The sequence below is a fragment of the Pseudomonas sp. NY15372 genome, from assembly GCF_048068215.1.
Classification (GTDB): domain Bacteria; phylum Pseudomonadota; class Gammaproteobacteria; order Pseudomonadales; family Pseudomonadaceae; genus Aquipseudomonas; species Aquipseudomonas guariconensis_A.
In genome coordinates, this window is sequence record NZ_JBLUPY010000056.1 from 1 (window position 1) to 15,326 (window position 15,326).

Below are 15,326 nucleotides of genomic sequence, written 5' to 3' on the forward strand. Positions count from 1 at the left end.
TCGCCAACCACACCCTGTGGGAGCGGGCTTGTCCCGCGATCAAGGGCGAAGCCCTTGCTTGGCGGCGGTGATAGCGGGCCCGGCCCAATCGCGGGGCAAGCCCGCTCCCACCACCCCTTCAAGTATCACCATACAAGTTGGCTTGCCGGCGATGGGGCAATCGCGGGACAAGCCCGCTCTCATAGAACAACGCATAACTATTTGAGTTTGCAGGTCCTTTGTGGGAGCGGGCTTGTCCCGCGATCAAGGGCGAAGCCCTTGCCAGGCGACGATGATATCGGGCCCGACCCAGTCCCAGGCGGCGCCCATCTCGAACACGCCCTCAACGATCCCCGTTCTGCCGAACCTCCGAAACCCACTGTTCGCTGCGGCTATATCCACTGGTACGCAACAGCCCCAGGTCCAACGGGTTCTCGCCGTCGGCCGCCCCCTTGCCCTTGGCCAGTTCGGCGATTGCGGTGCCGAGGTCGACGGGTGAATTCGACGCATCGACCGATACATCCCGTCGATAATCGGTACCGGTCAGCGTTTCGCGCGTGACTGACGCCGCCTGCAGGTCGACCGGGCCGTTGGCTGACTGCAGGCGGGCGCCCACCAGGCGCGCATCGCCATCCACTTTCACGTCGATGCCCTCGCGACCTTTGAGGGTGGCCTGATGAGCCACGGTGTCACGTTGCTGGTGGGACACCTCGAGCTTGAACGTCGGCGACAGGCCCGGCTCGGCCTTGCCCAGCGCCGCGCTGGTCTTCTCGCCGATCTTGCCGCTCGCAGGCCCAGCCAGGGCCTTGGCGGCGTTGGTATAGCCCTGGGGATTCTTCTCCTGGCTAAGGCGCGCATCGCCCGCCACGGTCAGGGTATCGACCCGGTCCTTGCGGCTGGCTACCAGCAGGTCGCCGCCGATATCACCCTGGATGCGTTGGGCCTCCAGGCTGGTGCCTTCGAGACGGGCATCACCCTGGCTCAGCAGGTTGATGCGGTCGGCACGCCAGGTATTGGCATTCCAAGTCTGGTTGTCTCGTTTGTCGAGGTCGACTCGGACCCTGCCGTGCAGGGCGCGGCTGTCGAGTTCGCCCTGGCTCAGGCTTATGCCGGCCCCTGCGGTGATGTCGAGGTTGTTGCGGTAGTCACGGTTGCCGGATCCCTCGAGCAACAGGCCGCCATTGAATGTCTGCACGTCGATCCGTGCCGCAGATGCCTGAAGGCCCTGAGCACGCAGGGCTATTGCTTCTCGTGCGCGGCTGCTCAAGGAGAGGGTGCCGGCACTGGTGATACGCGCATCAACGGCTTGGTCGCTGCGTTCGTCCAGCGAGCCATGGGTGAAATGACCGCCGATGCCGCCACCCTTGCTGGTACCGGTCTTGGCCGCCAGCTCCAGCCCGTCGCCGAGCTTCGCACCGCTGGCCTGGTGGGTATCACGCGCGGCCTCGATCTGCAGCAGGCCACCACTGTCCAGGCGCACATTGGCCACGGGCGTCTCGCGGCTGCCGATGCGGGTGCCTTCGATCAGCAGGTCGCCGCCGCTGCTGAGGCTGACATCGCCCTTGGCGTCGACCTGTGCGACTTGGGCCTTGGTGTCCAGGCGTTGCTGTCGGTCCTTGTCCAGGTAGCCACGGCCGTCGATGCCGGTGCTGCCAGGACGGTTGCCGCCTTTGGCCCAACCAGTGCCGGCCAGGCTCTCGGTCATTTGGCTGGTGCTGTCGGTGGCCTGGGCCAGGGTCAAGGTGCCGTCGCTGTACAGCGATACGTCGCCTTCCCCGCCGTCGATATGCGTGCCTTCGTAGCGGCCATCGCTGCCGAGTTGCACCTGGATGCCACGTTGGCCGTACAGCGTGCCGGGGCGTGCCGTGGTGGTCCTGTCTTGTGTTTCCAGCGAGCCACCCTTGCCCGCGACCCGGGCGTTGATGTCCTGGCCGGTGCTGGTATCGACACGCACGTCGCCGCCTACGTCCCGGCGTTTTATATCGGTTTGCGTGGTATCGGTGGCGGCGAGCATCTGGTGGCGCTCGGCCTGCAGCGTCAAAGTGCCTTCATCGGCGCGCCATTGGGTGCCCTGGTCATTGATGTCCTTGGCCCTGACCGTGACCGAGGCGCCGGACAGCTCACTGGCCTGGGCATAGCCCCGGCGCTGGTTTTCCAGGCGTAGGAGATGGTCCACGGTCACATCGGCGCCGAGGCTGGGTGCGGTCAGGGCGTCTTCCACCGATGCCTGCTGGAAACGAGCGGCTTCCTCACCCTCGACCAAGCGCTCGATCGGTCGGCTGATGTCGCGGTATTCCAGGCTGGCCCCTAGGCTGGCGCGCCAGTTGCGTGTGCCCTGCTCGCGTTCGTCGACGTTCTCGACGGCCTGGTTGTCGATTCGTTCGGCCTGCACACCCAGGGCGCCGCCGGCCTGCACGCGAGCGGCCTGGGTAAGGAGGTTGCCGGTGGCGAGCTGGATATCACCCGTGGCCAGCAGTTCGCTGCGCACCGCGTTGCGGGTGGCTTCGCGGGCGGTGCTCTGCTGGTGCTGGCCGGTGAAGGCACTGCCGAGCCTGTCGATCCCGCCCGTCACCGCCAGTGCGCCTTCGATGCGGGTTTGCTCGCTGTCTGATTCACGGCTGTCGTGGGTCGCCCCCAGGGTGGTTCGCGCAGCCTGCACAGTGAGGTCGCCAGCGCTGGCCTGGACCTTGGAGCCGTTGACCTGCAGATGCCCGCCACTGGTGAGCTCGACCGTGGCGCCCTTGAGTTCGCTGGACACTTGGGTGGTTTCTCGCTCCTGGCGCCGGCTGTTGGTCACCCGGTATCCCAGGCTGGCCTCGAACTGGCGCGAGTCCGGCTTGCCGTCCTGGGCTTGCTGGGTCTGCCTGGCGCTGGCGCTGAGCCCGCGCGTCTGGCGCAGGGTCTCGGTCTGCTTGTCGGCCTGTGCGCTGTCGACCAGCAGGTCGCCCTTGGCCTCGACCTGCAACTTCCCGCCTGCGCCGAGCTTGGCGCCCTGGATACGCATCTCTTCGGCGCTGGCCAGGCGCAGGTCGCTGCTGGCGGTCACGTCGCTGACCAGCAACTGCTCCTGGCGGCTGTTGCGTGTCTGCTGGGTGCCGATCAGGCCGAAAAGCTTGCTGTCGCTTTCGTGCTCGGCAGTGGACAGGGTGCTGCGATCGGCCTCGATGCTCAGCAGGCCTTTCTCGCTATACAGCACCGAGTCACCCTGGCTGGCCAGGTTGCTGCCCTTGATCGTGACCTGTTCGGCGATCACGCTCAGGTTGCCCTTGGCATCGAGGTCGCTGCCGGCCACGGCCTGGCCCTGGCGATCATTGCCGTCGCGATTGCCGAAGAAGGTGCCGGAGACCAGGTCGCCGCGATAGTCGCGCTGGTTGCCGATCTCCTCGAGGGTGGTTGTCGTCACGGTTACCTGCTTGCCTTTCAATTGCATGTCGCCAGTGCTTTCCAGGCGGCTGCCCGTGACCGTGAGGTCGCCACCGGCATCGACCACCAGGCGCTGGCCTCGGAGCACGCTGGCCTGCGCTGTTTCCTTGGTCTGGTCGGAGTCGCGGTCGCCACGCCAGAGGTTCTTGCGATGGCGGATCTGTTCCTCGACCCGCAGGCTATCGATACCCGCTTCGATACCCAGCGCACCAGCGCTGTCGAGCCTGAGCTCGCCGGCACTGTCCAGCTTGGCGGCGCGCAGGCGCATGTAGCCGTCGGCGCTCAGCGCAATGTCGCCGGCTTGCAGTTGCGTGCCTTGTTGCTTGTGGGTGGTGGTGGTCCGGGTGCGGTCGTAGGTCTCGGTGGTGACGAACCAGGCCTTGCTGTTCCATTGCTCACGGTCACGCTGGATGTCCTGCCGGGCTTGAGCGTCGAGAGTGAGCGTGTTGCCGGCCTTGATGTCGATTCGCCTGGCCTTGCCTTCGACGGCGGTCAAGGTCAGGTCATCGGCCGCCGCCAGCGACAGCTCGCCCTGGGCGCTCTGCAGGCTGGCGCGCTCGCTGCCGGTGCCGCTGATGGCCAGGTCACCGGCCGACCGGATACTGATGCCGCGCTGCGCCGAAACCTGCGTCGGCCCCATGCGCACGCCGGCGCCTTCGGCGGTGCTGACCACACGGATGCGCCTGGCACGCATGGCGCCGAACAGGTTGGCATCGATGCTGGCCGGGACGCCCGGCTGGTGCTCGAGTACATCGCCTGTACCGGCATCGATGCGGTTGCGCCCGGCAATGAGCGTGAGGTCGCCTGCAGCGGTCAGCGGGCCCTGACTGTCGATGCGTGGGGCGACCAGGTCTAGTGCGCCTTCGCTGTTGGCCTGCCCGCCGGCGGCAACCTGCAAGCTACCACTGGCCTGCAAGGTGTCGATCAAGCGCAGTTGCTGTTCCTCGACCAGCGGGGTGCCGACCACGAACCCGGCGCGGGTCGTGTTGATGAAGCTGCCGCCATTGAGGGTAATGCCATTGGGGTTGGCCAGGATGTAGTCGGCCGGGCGACCGAAGATCTCCTGTGGGCCTTCGATCAGCGATGCGTTGCGGCTGATCACTTCGTTGAGGATGGTCGAGGCGGCTTGGCCCTGGAACTGCGGGTTCGCGGCCAGGGCGCCGGCCAGTTGCGACTGGCCGGGTTGCAAGGCGTTGTTCAGCACGACACCGGGCTTGCCGACGTTGTAGTCGAGGAATTGGTTGTGCGACAGGCCCTTGGCATTCGGGGCGACGATGTCGATCACCGGCACGCCATGGCCATTGTTGACCACAGGAGTGCCGCCAGGCCCTGCGGCCGGTTGCAGAGCAGGCCCCGCCAGAGCGGCCGACGAGGCCAGCAGGGCGATGAAGATAGCCCAGCGCAAGGTATCCGGGCGTTTGGATCTAACTTGGATGCAGGTCGTCACGTTTTGTTCTCTTTGTTGTGGGTGATCAGATGCTCAGGGCCCATTCCAGGACCCAGATGCCGGGCTCCAGCGACTGCCGGTTGCGGTCGCTGGCATACAGGGCGCGTTGGTAGTCGAGGCGCAGGCGGTTGCCTGGGCGCACCAGTTCCAGGCCCAGGGAGGCCCCTGCGATGCGTTGGGACGGAGCGTTGCGGTTGAAGCGCGTCCAGCCCAGGTCCAGGCCAAGCTGTGGTCGGACTTCCAGAGGCGCGGAGATGGGCAGGGGTTGGCTGAAGGTATTGCGCCATACCGCACCGCTGGTGCCGGCCACGGTGCCCTGGCGCCAACCGCGCACGGCGGAGTCGTCGCTGAGCAACAGTTGTTCGACGGCCGGCAACGCTTCGCGGCTGTATTGCAGGTTCAGCTCGCCTTGCCAGCGCCAGGGCCACTGCGCAGGGCCCTGGCGCAGGTGCAGGACGTTGGCGCGGTACTTGCGAAAGTGTGCCCGTGCAGGCAGCCCAGGGACCTGGACAGGGTGTTCGGCACCGAACCAGTCCAGGCTCTGGGCGACGCCCAGGTAGGCGTTCCACAGGCCGCCGTCGAGCCATAGCAGGTTGAGCCCGGCTTCCAGGGTGGCGAGTGTCGGACTTTGCTGGAGGGTCGTGGCGCCGTCGATGCGATTGACCAGGGCCTTTCTGTCCAGGCGGGCAACCGTGCTCAGCAGGCCTTGCTGGTTGCGCCACAGCAGGCGCTCCAAGCTCACGCCCTGGAGACTGCTGGTGCCGCTGCTGACCTGCCGCCCGTTGGGCAGCGGGGCCTTGTAGCGCATCCAGCTGGCGTTCAGGGCCAATGTCCATGGGCCATAGGGCAGGGCGTAGTACAGGCTGGCGCCCTGGCTCTGCCCCGGGGCGTCGAAAACGGCCGAGACCAGGGCCAGGCGCAGGTCATCGTTCAGGCCCAGCGGGCTGTCCAGCCCCACGCCCAGGTTCAGACGGTGGCGGCCGGTCAGCTCGCTGCCGCGATTGTCCAGGCGGCTGTCCAAATGCCAGCGCGAGCCGACCTGGCGCGGCTGGATGATCACCCGCGTGCCGCCCTGCAGCTCCCCAGGCAGCAGGTCTGCGCCCAGGTCATAGGCACGCAGGCGGTTGAGTTGGTCCAGCCCCTGTTCCAGGTCAGGCAGGTACAAGGGTTTGCCGAGCAAGCCGGGAAAGGCCCCTTGCAGGGAAAGCGGCAGGTCGGCATCGGGCAGTTCGATCGACTCGACGAAGCCTTCGACGATGACGATATCCAGAGGCTGGCCGGCCTGGGGCTGCAGGGCCAGGTAGGGGCGGCTGGCGGGGTAGCCAGCCTCTATGTAGCGTTCGGTGATGGCCTTGAGCAGCCGATTGATGCCGGCCACATCCAGGCAGGGCGCCAGTAGGGGTCGCAAGGCCCGGTCCAATGCCGCGGTCGGCACCTGCCGGTTGCCGCGCAGGCGCAGGCCGGGAATTGCCCAGCAGCGACCGGCGGGGCGTTCATCGAGGGTCGGCTCCCTAGCCGTTCTGGGCGCTGGACGACGCTGCCATTGCTCCAGGCGTTGTTGTTGTTCCAACTGGCGCAGCGTGCGCTGCTGGTCGCGTAGCTGCTCGCTGGCTGGGTCGGTTGCCTGGGCGGGCAGCGCGGCCAGGCAGGCCAGGGGCAGCCCGACGGATAACCAGCTGGCAATACGCAACAGGAGGGTCGGCATGGGGGAATTCCGCAAGGTGGGTACGGGAAGTACCCGATTGCGTGAATTCTAAAAATGCACCCCATTGCTTGGATGCGGTCCCGTGCCCATAGGCCTGTCGGCTGGGAGCGGATCGAATGTACGAAGCGTCTTACAGAAACGATGTCATGTAGGAATCAGGGACGAATCTCGATCAAGGTCCCGTCCTTCACCATGCTCCAGACTTCCTGCATGTCCGCGTTGCGCATGGCGATACAGCCTTCGGTCCAATCCAGGGTGTGGAAGTACCACTCCGGGTAGTTCTCGTCGATGGGCGTCCCGTGGATCATGATCATGCCGCCTGGGTTGACGCCTTCACGGCGGGCGCGGGCGGCATCGCTGATATTGGGGTAGGAGATATGCATGGCCAGGTTGAAACGGTCGCTGACCTTGCGCCAGTCCAGCCAGTAGAGGCCTTCGGGGGTGCGATTGTCGCCCTCGCGTTCCTTGGTGCCCTTGGGTTGTTTGCCCAGGGAGATACGGTAGGTCTTGAGCGGCTCGCCGCGGCTGATCAGTTGCAGGCGGCGCTCGGACTTGAGCACCAGTACCTTGTCGACCAACGGTTGGCTGGCGACCGGGGACTGCGCGGCGTCCTGCGGCTTGCGGATGATGGTCTCGGTGAAGGCCGCCTGGGACACCGACGTAACGCAAAGGCAGAAAAGGGCGAGCAACCAGCGCATGAAACCGTATCCCTGAAAACTAGGTGATGGACGACGAGACATTCATCGGGGGCAGGTACTCATGGCCTACCGGGTAGGACTGCCCGATGCGGTCGCGATAATAGCATTCTAGTGTGCGTGTCACGGTGCGGAAAGCCAGCTCGTCCCAGGGAATTTCATGTTCTTCGAACAAGCGCACTTCCAGGCTCTCGATACCGACGGCGAAATCCAGGTCGGCCAGCTCGGCGCGGAAGAACACATGCACCTGGTCGATGTGCGGCAGGTCGAACAACTGGTACAGGCTCATGTGCCCGACCCGGGCGCAGGCTTCCTCCACGGTTTCGCGACGGGCGGCTTGCTCGAGGGTCTCGCCGTTCTCCATGAAACCGGCGGGCAGGGTCCAGAAGCCACGGCGCGGCTCGATCGCACGGCGACACAGCAGCACCTGGGTGCCATGGGTGGGCAGTACGCCGGCAACGATATTGGGGTTCTGGTAATGGATGGTCTGGCAATGGTCGCAGACATAGCGGGGGCGGCTGTCGCCCTCGGGAATGCGCTGTATCACTGGCTGGCCGCACGCGCTGCAGAATTTCATGCTTTTCTTCCTTTGAGGTACGGCTATCTTGGCGTGCCCACCACCGTGACCGCAAGCCGCCATCGGGCAGGGCTTGGGTGCGTTGCGGCTTTGGTGCATCATGCAGGGCAGGCCTTGCAATCGAGAGTGTGTAATGCTGGATGAGCTTCTTCGCCGCATGAGCAACCATACCCCCGCATCACTGGAAACGGACCGACGTTTCCCCGAGGCGGCGGTCCTCTTGCCCATCACCCGTAGCGAAGAGCCCGAACTGGTGCTGACCCTGCGGGCCAAGGGCCTTTCCACCCACGGTGGCGAAGTGGCCTTCCCCGGCGGGCGGCGCGACCCGGAAGACCCGGACCTGGTGTTCACCGCGCTGCGCGAGGCCGAGGAGGAAATCGGCCTGCCGCCTGGTCTGGTGGAGGTGGTCGGCCCCCTCAGCCCGCTGATCTCCCTGCATGGCCTGAAGGTGACGCCGTTCGTCGGCGTGGTTCCGGATTTCGTCGAGTACCGCGCCAACGACGCGGAGATCGCGGCCGTGTTCACGGTGCCGCTGGCGTTTTTCCGCCAGGACCCGCGCGATCACACCCACCGCATCGATTACCAGGGCCGCAGCTGGTATGTACCGGCCTACCGTTATGGCGAATACAAGATCTGGGGGCTGTCGGCGATCATGATCGTCGAGTTGGTCAACGTGCTGTTCGATGCCGGCATCGACCTGCATCATCCCCCAGAGCGCTATACCCCGATCTGAGTGGGCATCCCCCGACAGCTTCAACCGTGAGGAGCGAGACATGAAATACCGCCTGGGCGACCTGCGGGTCGAGACCCATCCCAGCAGCTGGGCAGCGCCCAATGCCACGCTGATCGGCAAGGTGCGCCTGCAGGCCGGGGCCAGCGTCTGGTTCGGTGCGGTGCTGCGCGGCGACAACGAGCTGATCGATATCGGCGAAGGCAGCAATGTCCAGGATGGCACAGTGATGCATACCGACATGGGCTCGCCGCTGACGCTCGGCAAGGGCGTGACCATCGGCCATAACGCCATGCTCCATGGCTGCACGGTGGGCGACCACAGCCTGGTCGGCATCAACGCGGTGATCCTCAACGGGGCGCGCATCGGCAAGCACTGCATCATCGGCGCCAACGCGCTGATCCCGGAGGGCAAGGAGATCCCTGACGGCTCGCTGGTGATGGGTTCGCCGGGCAAGGTGGTACGCGAGCTGACCGAGGCGCAAAAGCGCATGCTAGAAGCCAGCGCCGCGCACTACGTGCAGAACGCCGAACGCTATGCCCGTGACTTGGCGCCGCAGGATGACTGACGTGGCTGATCGTGAACGGCCGGTCGCCTCGCCCTGCGTGAATGTCTGCGCCCTGGATGAACAGGATATCTGTGTAGGGTGCCAGCGTACGGTGGCCGAGATCACCCGCTGGTCGCGCATGGACAACCAGGAGCGCCGGCAGGTGCTGGTGCTGTGCCATGAGCGGGCGGTGGCGGCTGGGTTGGTCATCTGAGGGCCGTGGTGTTCATGCGGTCCAATCGCGGGACAAGCCCGCTCCCACAGGGGGACCAGCGCTAGCCGCTTGTTCTTTGCGCGACAGCGCAGCCCGGAAGGGCTGGGTGATCTCCCACAGGTACGATGCATGCCAGGAGGTCGTTCGGGACCTGTGGGAGCGGGCTTGTCCCGCGATGGGTCGGGCGCAGGCAGGGGCTGCAGTTGACCTTGAAATCAAGTATTCTGTGCCGCTTGTCCAACGCGTGATCCCATGTTCTATCTCATCGCTTACATCAGCAGCGTAGTGCTGATCAACTACGCCTTCTCCAGTGCGCCGCACCTGGATGTCATCTGGTCCGCCTGGGGCGGGCTGGTGTTCATCCTGCGTGACATGGTGCAGACCCGCTATGGGCATGGCGCGCTACTGGCCATGCTGGCGGCCCTGGTGCTGTCCTACGTCACCTCGGAACCGGCCATCGCCCTGGCCAGCGCCACCGCGTTCTTCATTTCCGAGCTGATCGACTGGCTGGTGTTCAGCGTTACCCGCCGGCCGCTGCGCGACCGCCTGTGGCTGAGCTCGGCGCTGAGCATCCCGGTGGACACTTTCATTTTCTTCGGCATGATCGGCGCCCTGACACCTGCGGTGATCGGTACGGCGCTGGCTTCGAAGTTCGCCGGCGTCACTGCGGTGTGGCTGGCCATGGCCTGGCGGGCACGCCGCACGGCCGTCGCGGGCTGAGGCAGGGAGCGCTGCGCGCTTCTCTGGCGACACAAGGCCGCTCCTGCAACGGCCCCAACGCGCGTTGCCAGGTGTAGAATACCGGTCCTTTTTCAGCGGGCGGCAGCCAGCGTGGCGCGGCCCCGACGCCTTCGAGGACCTGAAATGACCCGTATCGGAACCCCATTGTCGCCCACCGCGACCCGTGTACTGCTGTGTGGCTGCGGCGAGCTGGGCAAGGAAGTGGTGATCGAGCTGCAGCGCCTGGGTGTCGAAGTGATTGCCGTGGACCGCTACGCCAATGCCCCGGCCATGCAGGTTGCGCACCGCAGCCATGTCATCAACATGCTCGATGGCGTTGCCCTGCGTGCGGTGATCGAGGCTGAAAAACCGCACTACATCGTGCCGGAAATCGAGGCCATCGCCACCGCGACCCTGGTGGAGCTGGAGAATGAAGGCTTCAACGTGGTCCCCACCGCCCGCGCCACGCAACTGACCATGAACCGTGAGGGCATCCGCCGCCTGGCGGCCGAGGAACTGGACCTGCCGACCTCGCCCTACCACTTTGCCGATACCTTCGAAGACTACGCCAAGGCAGTCGCCGACCTGGGCTACCCGTGCGTAGTCAAGCCGGTGATGAGCTCCTCGGGCAAGGGGCAGAGCCTGCTGCGCAGCGAGGCCGACCTGCAGAAGGCTTGGGACTATGCCCAGGAGGGTGGCCGTGCTGGCAAGGGCCGGGTGATCATCGAAGGCTTCATCGATTTCGAGTACGAAATCACCTTGCTCACCGTGCGCCACGTGGGCGGCACCACCTTCCTGGCGCCGGTAGGGCACCGCCAGGAGAAGGGCGACTACCAGGAGTCCTGGCAGCCCCAGGCCATGAGCCCGAAGGCTCTGGCCGAATCCCAGCGGGTCGCCCAGGCGGTCACCGATGCCTTGGGCGGGCGCGGCCTGTTCGGCGTGGAATTGTTCGTCAAGGGCGACCAGGTGTGGTTCAGCGAGGTCTCGCCGCGCCCGCACGACACGGGCCTGGTGACTCTGATATCCCAGGACCTGTCGCAGTTCGCCCTGCATGCTCGCGCCATCCTCGGTTTGCCGATTCCGGTGGTACGCCAGTTCGGCCCGTCGGCCTCGGCGGTGATCCTGCCGCAAGGCAAATCGCAGCAGACCTCGTTCGCCAACCTGGGCGCAGCGTTGAGCGAGCCGGATACCGCGATCCGTCTGTTCGGCAAACCGGAAATCGACGGCCAGCGTCGCATGGGCGTGTGCCTGGCTCGTGACGAGTCGATCGAGGCGGCCCGGGCCAAGGCCACCCGCGCGTCGCAGGCGGTCAAGGTCGAGTTCTGATGGCCAAGGTCTGTGCGGTAGCGCAGCCCGAAGGGCTGGGTGATCTCCCACAACCTTTGTAGGAGCGGCCTTGCGCCGCGAAGGGGCCGCAACGCGGCCCCCGCCTTTCAAAGTTTTGCGTTGCGGGTCTCTTTCAAACACAACACGGCAATCAGGCTGATCACGGCCGCTGCCGACACATAGCCGCCCACCCAGCTCAACCCACCCAGGGTCACCAGCTTCTGGGCGAAGAATGGTGCCGCCGAGGCGCCGACGATGCCGCCCAGGTTGTAGGCCGCCGAAGCGCCGGTATAGCGCACATGGGTCGGGAACAGTTCAGGCAGCAAGGCACCCATCGGGGCGAAGGTCACGCCCATCAGGAACAGCTCGATGGCCAGGAACAGTGCCACGCCCGTGGTCGAGCCGGAGGTCAGCAGCGGCTCCATGGTGAACCCAGACGCCACGGCCAGCAGGGCGCCGACGATCAGCACCGGCTTGCGCCCGTAGCGGTCGCTCAACCAGGCCGACAATGGCGTGGCCAGGGCCATGAAGACCACGGCGAAGCACAGCATGCCCAGGAAGCTCTGGCGGGTGTAGCCCAGGGTCGAGACCCCGTAGCTCAGGGAAAACACCGTGGAGATATAGAACAGCGCATAGCACACCACCATCGCCAGGGCACCCAGCAAGGTCGGCAGCCAGTACTTGGCGAACAGGTCGACCACCGGCAGTTTCACCCGCTCATGGCGTGCCACGGCTTTGGCGAACACCGGGCTCTCCTCGAGCTTCAAACGCACATACAGGCCCACCACCACCAGCGCGGCGCTGAGCAGGAACGGAATGCGCCAGCCCCATTCGCGGAACTGCTCGTCGCTGAGCACCAAGGCCAAGCCCAGGAACAGGCCGTTGGCGGCCAGGAAGCCGATCGAAGGGCCCAATTGCGGGAACATGCCGAACCAGGCCCGCTTGCCTTCGGGCGCATTCTCGGTGGCCAGCAGCGCCGCGCCACCCCATTCGCCGCCCAGCCCCAGGCCTTGGCCGAAGCGCAGCAGGCAGAGCAGTACCGGTGCCCAGATACCGATGCTGTCATAGCCTGGCAATACGCCGATCAGCGTGGTGGAGACGCCCATCAGCAACAGCGAGGCGACCAGGGTCGACTTGCGCCCGATACGGTCGCCGAAGTGGCCGAACAGCGCCGAGCCCAGCGGGCGCGCTAGGAAGGCGATGCCGAAGGTGATGAAGGCCGCGAGCATCTGCGCGGTGCCCGAGCCCGACGGGAAGAACACCGGGCCGATCACCAGGGCGGCGGCGGTGGCATAGACGTAGAAATCGTAGAATTCGATGGCGGTGCCGATGAAGCTGGCTGTTGCCACCCGCGCAGGCGAGTTGACCGGGGCTGCCGGGGTGTCGGCATAGGTGCTGCTGGTTGTCATTATGTAGGTCCCTGACAGTCGAGTGCTCCTTTGTGGGCGGCCCGAACCCTTGCCAGGCAGGCAGGGGCGCGTGGGCGCCGGAGCGAACAGTAGTGAGTCGCCCAACTGACGATAGCCCAGGGGATAGGAGGGGAGCGGGCTGTTCTGGGTGGTGAAGCAGGACCGCGGGGCGTGTCAGTGAGGCGGACTGGCCGTCGGACGCCGGGTGCGGGTAGCGGGCGGGACGGCAGGGCTGGGTAAGCGTGACCCGAGTATAGCTACCGGGTCACGGTCCATACCAGTACCTTGCTGGCGCAATTGTCCTCTGTTTCGAGGATTTCCAGGCGATAGCGACCGATCTTCAGGCAAACGGCGCTTTCCGGAATGCTTTCCAGGGCTTCGGTGACCAGGCCGTTGAGGGTCTTCGGGCCGCCGTCGCAGGGCAGGTGCCAGCCGAGGCTGCGGTTGATCTCGCGCAGCGAAGCGGTGCCTTCGATCACGTAGCGGCCATCGTCCAGCGGGTGGACGTGAGGGTTGTCGAGGGACTGTTCATCTTCGAACTCGCCGACGATTTCCTCGAGGATGTCCTCCAAGGTGACGATCCCCAGCACTTCGCCATATTCGTCGACCACCACGCCCAGGCGCCGTTGCTGCTTGTGGAAGTTCAGCAGCTGCATCTGCAGCGGCGTGCTTTCGGGAACGAAATAGGGTTCGTAGCAGGCGGCCCGCAACGCCTCGCGGGTCAGTTCGGCACGGGGCAGCAGGTGGCTGATCTGCTTAGTGTTGAGGATGGCTTCGACCTGGTTGATGTCGCTGTGGTAGACCGGCAGGCGGGTATGGCGGCTGACGATCAGCTGCTCGATGATCTGCTCGATCGGCTCGTCCAGGTTGATGCCGTCCACTTCGTTGCGCGGCACCAGAATGTCGTTGACGGTGATCTTGTCCAGCGATTGCAGGCCGTCCAGCAGGCCCGCGCGTGGTGCCTCGAAGGGTTCGGCGTCGTCGAAGTCGTCGTGTTCCTCCGGGTGCAGGGCCAGCGCCGTGGGCTGGATGCGAAACGGCCGCAGGAGCAGCTTGGCGCAGCCATCGAGCAGGCAGGCCAGCGGTTGCAATACCACCAGCGGCCAGCGCAGCAAGGCGCCGAGGGCGACGAAGGCCTGCGGGTTGCGCCGGGCCATACGCCGCGGCAGGTATTCGGCCAGGATCAGCAAGGTGAAGGTGGCTGCCAGGCCTGCCAGCCAGAAGCCGTGCTCACCGTTGTAGCGTTGGCCAGCCAGGCAGGCCAGGCCCAGCACCAGCAACTTGCCCAGGCTCGCGCACAGCACCACGGCTTGGGCGGGCAGGGCCGGTTCGGCAGTTTCAGCGGGGCGCTGGTGGCCATTGAGCAGTTGGCGGGCCGCGTCTACTGCGGTGAACAGCGCCGCCCAGAGCAGCGCCAGTGCCAAGGTGCCGAGTAGCGGAGCGTACGGCAGGGTGTCCATGGGCGGCCGTCAGATATGCAGGATGAATTCACGTACCAGCTTGCTGCCGAAATAGGCCAGCATCAGCAGGCAGAAACCGGCGAGCGTCCAGCGGATCGCCTTGTGGCCGCGCCAGCCTAGGCGGGTGCGCCCCCACAGCAACAAGCCGAACACCACCCAGGCGATGCAGGACAGCAAGGTCTTGTGCACCAGGTGCTGGGCGAACAGGTTTTCCAGGAACAGCCAGCCGGAAAGCAGCGACAGCGAGAGCAGGCCCCAGCCCGCCCAGAGGAAGCCGAACAGCAGGCTCTCCATGGTTTGCAGGGGCGGGAAGTTGCGGATCAGCCCTGAGGGGTGCTTGTGCTTGAGCTGGTGGTCCTGCAGCAACAGCAACAGGGCCTGGAACACGGCGATGGTGAACAGGCCATAGGCCAGGATCGACAGCAGTATATGCGCCAGGATCCCGGGTTCCTCGTTGACCAGCGGTACGGTGCCGGGCGGTGCGAACTGGGCCAGCAGGGCAGTGATGGCGCCGAGCGGGAACAACAGCATCAGCAGGTTTTCCACCGGAATGCGCAGGCAGGCCAGCAGGGTCAGGCCGATCACTGCCACGGCGATCAGGCTGGCGGCGCTGAAGAAGTCCAGGCTCAGGCCCAGGGGGGTGATCAACTGGAAGAACAGGGCGCCGCCCTGGGCAAGCACGGCAAAGGCGCCGAGCAGGCCGAGCAGGCGTTTGTCGACCTTGCGGCCCTGGGCGAGGTAGGCACCCTGGTAGATCGCTGCAGCTATATAAAGGCCGGCGGCGATCAGGTTGGGGATGAGGCTGGGAGAGGAGACCATAAGTCCTGGTTGGCGAGCCTTAAAGAGACGGAGTGTGGCATAGATCGCCGCTGCCAAGGAAGACCGGCAGGCCCATCGCCGGTACGCCGGCGTCCACCTGTCCTGCGCTGTTTTCAGAGACACCGCCATACCTGTGGGAGATTCTATGGTTGTGGGCAAGCCGACTCCCACTGGTGCAGCGCCAACCACACCCTGTGGGAGCCGGCTTGCCGGCGATGAAGACAACCCTTTACCCAAAGCCAGATCGCATCCCGGTGTGGGTAATCACCCTGCAC

General features: G+C 65.6%; 12 protein-coding genes. 5 read left to right on the plus strand and 7 right to left on the minus strand.

What is annotated here, in order from left to right; all coding sequences use genetic code 11:
* Positions 1-322: 322 nt before the first annotated feature.
* From ACNFG0_RS22020 to ACNFG0_RS22035, 4 genes are all read right to left on the minus strand, one after another.
* Positions 323-4,849: a hemagglutinin repeat-containing protein gene (locus ACNFG0_RS22020; protein ID WP_416766398.1), complete on the minus strand. Its 4,527-nt coding sequence runs from the start codon at positions 4,847-4,849 to the stop codon at positions 323-325.
* Between the two features lie 25 nt (positions 4,850-4,874).
* A complete protein-coding gene (locus ACNFG0_RS22025; RefSeq protein WP_416766400.1) occupies positions 4,875-6,554 on the minus strand; it encodes a ShlB/FhaC/HecB family hemolysin secretion/activation protein in 1,680 nt (559 codons plus the stop codon).
* Positions 6,555-6,709: 155 nt separating this feature from the next.
* Positions 6,710-7,252, minus strand: a complete 543-nt coding sequence (locus tag ACNFG0_RS22030; RefSeq protein ID WP_196155877.1) for a L,D-transpeptidase family protein — start codon at positions 7,250-7,252, stop codon at positions 6,710-6,712.
* 19 nt (positions 7,253-7,271) lie between these two features.
* On the minus strand, positions 7,272-7,826 hold the full coding sequence (locus tag ACNFG0_RS22035; RefSeq protein WP_196144548.1) for an NUDIX hydrolase: 555 nt from the start codon (positions 7,824-7,826) through the stop codon (positions 7,272-7,274).
* A gap of 133 nt (positions 7,827-7,959) precedes the next feature.
* On the opposite strand from ACNFG0_RS22035, the gene ACNFG0_RS22040 reads away from it, so the two are divergent.
* The 5 genes from ACNFG0_RS22040 (at position 7,960) to purT (ending at position 11,363) form a co-directional block, all read left to right on the plus strand.
* Complete coding sequence (locus ACNFG0_RS22040) at positions 7,960-8,559, plus strand: CoA pyrophosphatase (protein ID WP_196144549.1); 600 nt, start codon at positions 7,960-7,962, stop codon at positions 8,557-8,559.
* A 40-nt stretch (positions 8,560-8,599) separates the two neighbouring features.
* Positions 8,600-9,124 carry a gamma carbonic anhydrase family protein gene (locus ACNFG0_RS22045; protein ID WP_196144550.1) on the plus strand — a complete coding sequence of 175 codons (525 nt, stop codon included), beginning with the start codon at positions 8,600-8,602 and terminating at the stop codon, positions 9,122-9,124.
* Positions 9,117-9,317 (plus strand): DUF1289 domain-containing protein, encoded by a 201-nt coding sequence (locus ACNFG0_RS22050; protein WP_196144551.1) that lies wholly within the window; start codon positions 9,117-9,119, stop codon positions 9,315-9,317. Before ACNFG0_RS22045 ends, ACNFG0_RS22050 begins: the two co-directional genes overlap by 8 nt.
* Positions 9,318-9,569: 252 nt before the next feature.
* Complete coding sequence (locus ACNFG0_RS22055; RefSeq protein WP_196144552.1) at positions 9,570-10,037, plus strand: VUT family protein; 468 nt, start codon at positions 9,570-9,572, stop codon at positions 10,035-10,037.
* Between the two features lie 144 nt (positions 10,038-10,181).
* Positions 10,182-11,363 carry a formate-dependent phosphoribosylglycinamide formyltransferase gene (gene purT / locus ACNFG0_RS22060; RefSeq protein ID WP_196144553.1) on the plus strand — a complete coding sequence of 394 codons (1,182 nt, stop codon included), beginning with the start codon at positions 10,182-10,184 and terminating at the stop codon, positions 11,361-11,363.
* Positions 11,364-11,470: 107 nt separating this feature from the next.
* Here the strand turns inward: purT and ACNFG0_RS22065 are convergent, their stop codons facing one another.
* From ACNFG0_RS22065 to ACNFG0_RS22075, 3 genes are all read right to left on the minus strand, one after another.
* Positions 11,471-12,772: an MFS transporter gene (locus tag ACNFG0_RS22065; protein WP_196144554.1), complete on the minus strand. Its 1,302-nt coding sequence runs from the start codon at positions 12,770-12,772 to the stop codon at positions 11,471-11,473.
* A gap of 257 nt (positions 12,773-13,029) precedes the next feature.
* Entirely contained in the window at positions 13,030-14,232 is a 1,203-nt protein-coding gene (locus ACNFG0_RS22070; protein WP_416766404.1) for a transporter associated domain-containing protein, read from the minus strand.
* A 9-nt stretch (positions 14,233-14,241) separates the two neighbouring features.
* Entirely contained in the window at positions 14,242-15,051 is an 810-nt protein-coding gene (locus tag ACNFG0_RS22075) for a cytochrome C assembly family protein (protein WP_196144556.1), read from the minus strand.
* Positions 15,052-15,326: the final 275 nt, after the last annotated feature.